The sequence below is a fragment of the Micromonospora parastrephiae genome, from assembly GCF_016802865.1.
Lineage (GTDB): Bacteria > Actinomycetota > Actinomycetes > Mycobacteriales > Micromonosporaceae > Micromonospora > Micromonospora parastrephiae.
Map to the genome: position 1 here is coordinate 1 of NZ_JAEVHM010000362.1, position 2,550 is coordinate 2,550.

A 2,550-nucleotide genomic window follows, 5' to 3' on the forward strand; every position below is an offset into this window, starting at 1 on the left:
CCGGCGGTGCCTCCACGGCGAGCTGCCGCAGTGCCTCGACCCACGCCCAGGCCGGCGGTGCGCCCTCGACCTCGGGACAGCGGCCGACGGTGACCAGCCAGCCGCGGCCGGTGAGCTCGTCCTGGAACCGACCGAGCAGGCTCGTCTTGCCGGCGCCGGCCTCCCCGCCGAGCACCGCGATCCGCGGACCGCTCCCCACCGCCTCGGCGGCTGCCTGCCCGAGAGCCGCCAGCTCGGCCTCCCGCCCGACGAACACCTCCTCCGACACCGGTCGCTCGGCGTCGACGCGCGGCGCCGTCGCGGTCACCGGTGGGAGCAGGTCGAGACGCTGGCCCAGGATCGCGGATTCCACCTCGACCAACGCCGGGCCCGGGTCCAGGCCGAGCTGATCCGCCAGGGTCGCCCGGGCCCGCCGCAACGCCGCGAGCGCGTCGCCCTGCCGACCGGTACGCCACAACGCCAACGCCAGCAGTCGCCAACTTTCCTCCCGCAACGGCGCCTGCCGGGTCAGCGCCTCCGCCTCCGGCACCGCCTCGGCCGCGTCGCCGCAGCGCACGGTCACGTCGAGCAGCAGCTCCCGGGCGGCGAGACGCAGCTCCTCCAGCCGCATCACCTCCGCCTGCGCCCACGGCTCCGCGGCGAATTCGGCGTACGCGGGACCGCGCCACAGGTCGAGGCCGGTGCGCAGCAGCAGGCGCGCGCGCCCCGGATCAGCCGAGCTGACCGTGCGCGCCTCGGCGAGCAGCGTCTCGAACCGACCGGCGTCCACGGCGTCGGCGGGCACCCTGATGGCGTAGCCGGGCGGAACGGTGACCAGGACCCGCGCCGGCGCGCGGCGCTCGCGGGCCGGCTCCAGCACGCGGCGCAGGTGCGAGACGTACGCCTGGAGGGAGACGATCGCCCGGGGTGGCGCGTCACCCCGCCACAGCTCCTCGATCATCCGACCGGTGGAGACGACCTCGCCTCGGGCCGCCAGGAGGAGCGCGAGTACGGCGCGTTGGCGGGGGCCGCCGAGCTCGACCGGTCCGCCTGTGTCGACCTCGACCTCTAGCGGCCCGAGCACCCGTAGCAGCATGACTGTGTCAATCCTAGTCACGCGCGTGGGCGGCTTTCCGTTCCCCGCGGACGAGACCTCTCGTCCGATACGGTGGCGCCACGTCGGGATCTACGTGAGGAGGGTGGCCATGACGACAGCCTTCGATGATCATGAGCGGTCGCGCTGGGCCGGGCGCGCGGCCGCGTACGACGGCAGCCTCGCCGCACTGTGCGCCCGGCCGGCGCCGTTGTTGTTGGACGCCGCCAACGTCGGTGCCGGCACGCGAATGCTCGACGCCGGCACCGGTCCCGGGACCGTGGCCGGGTTGGCGTGCGCTCGCGGTGCCACCGTCGTCGCCGTCGACGCCGAACCCAGCATGGTGGAGATGGCCCGCCACCGGCTCCCGTCCGCCGAAGAGGTCCGCCTCGCGGCTCTGCCGCACCTCCCGTTCGACGCCGGGCACTTCGACGCGGCGGTGGCGAACTTCGTGATCAACCACGTGGGCGACCCGGCGGCCGCGATCGGCGAGCTTCGACGCGTCGTTCGGCCGGCTGGCCGGATCGCCGTGACGACCTGGCCGGACCCGCCGCCGCAGGCGCAGCGTCTCTGGGGTGAGATCTTCGATGCTGCCGGGGTCGAACGTCCGAGCGCCGTGCCGGGGGTGGACGCGGACAAGGACCACCCCCGTACTCCCGACGGCCTGACCCGTCTGCTCGACGTCGCCGGGCTCACCGACGTGCGCTGCGACACGATCACCTGGGTGCACCGCACCGACCCCGAGGCGTGGTGGAGTGGCCCCGCCAACGGCCTCAGCAGGCCGGGACTGCTGATGGAGGCCCAGTCGCCGGACATGATCACCCGCATTCGTGTCGCGTACGACGAGTTGACCGCCGCCTACCGTGACGCGGACGGCCTGCTCGCGCTGCCCACCGCGGCGCTGCTGGCCTCGGCGTCCGTGCCGTGGAGCGGCCGGGCGCACCCGGCGTCGTTGTGACTTCTGCGCATCAGGTGATCACCGAACGCCCCGTGCGTGTCCTTCACGCGACGGCGCGCAGGCCGCCCGGCGGAGCGTCGGCGCCGGTGAGCGCCCGTTGTCCGGCTGACTGCCCGGGCACCGCGCGGGTCGGGGTTCGGCTGCCGCCCGAGAGCCAGCGACCGCCCACATTGTTCGCCGACACGGACGCCGTCGCGGCCCCGCTCGGCGGTACGTCGCCCGCCGAGGCGACGGTGCGGAGCCGACGGGAGCCGGGTGGACGATTGATCTCGGGCGTCTGCGCGGTCGCTCCGGTGGCCATCGTCGGTGTGGGAATGCGCCGACGTAACGGCGCCGGGTCAGTGGAGTCGGCCGGCCGCGTCGGTGTCGGCGTCGCGAACACGGCGCCGAGGCGCGGGGCGTTGGCGGCCCGGCGGGTGAAGACGACCCGCAGCGCGCGGGGCAACCGCTCGGCGGCGACCTGACGCAGCGCGGGAGCGGCGAACGCGTACCCGCCGGCGGGGCGGGGGAGCAGGCAGCC

Annotated in this window: 2 protein-coding genes and 1 pseudogene; 1 reads left to right on the forward strand and 2 read right to left on the reverse strand. The window is 75.1% G+C overall.

Annotated elements, in window-relative coordinates:
- The coding region (locus JNW91_RS30970; protein WP_203179000.1) for a BTAD domain-containing putative transcriptional regulator at nucleotides 1-1,063 on the reverse strand (1,063 nt) is incomplete at its 3' end.
- 121 nt (nucleotides 1,064-1,184) lie between these two features.
- On the opposite strand from JNW91_RS30970, the gene JNW91_RS30975 reads away from it, so the two are divergent.
- Nucleotides 1,185-2,030, forward strand: coding sequence for a class I SAM-dependent methyltransferase (locus JNW91_RS30975; RefSeq protein WP_203179001.1), 846 nt, complete (start codon nucleotides 1,185-1,187; stop codon nucleotides 2,028-2,030).
- A gap of 43 nt (nucleotides 2,031-2,073) precedes the next feature.
- Here JNW91_RS30975 and JNW91_RS30980 read toward each other — a convergent pair.
- Nucleotides 2,074-2,550, reverse strand: a pseudogene (locus JNW91_RS30980) (hypothetical protein); the annotation flags it as partial.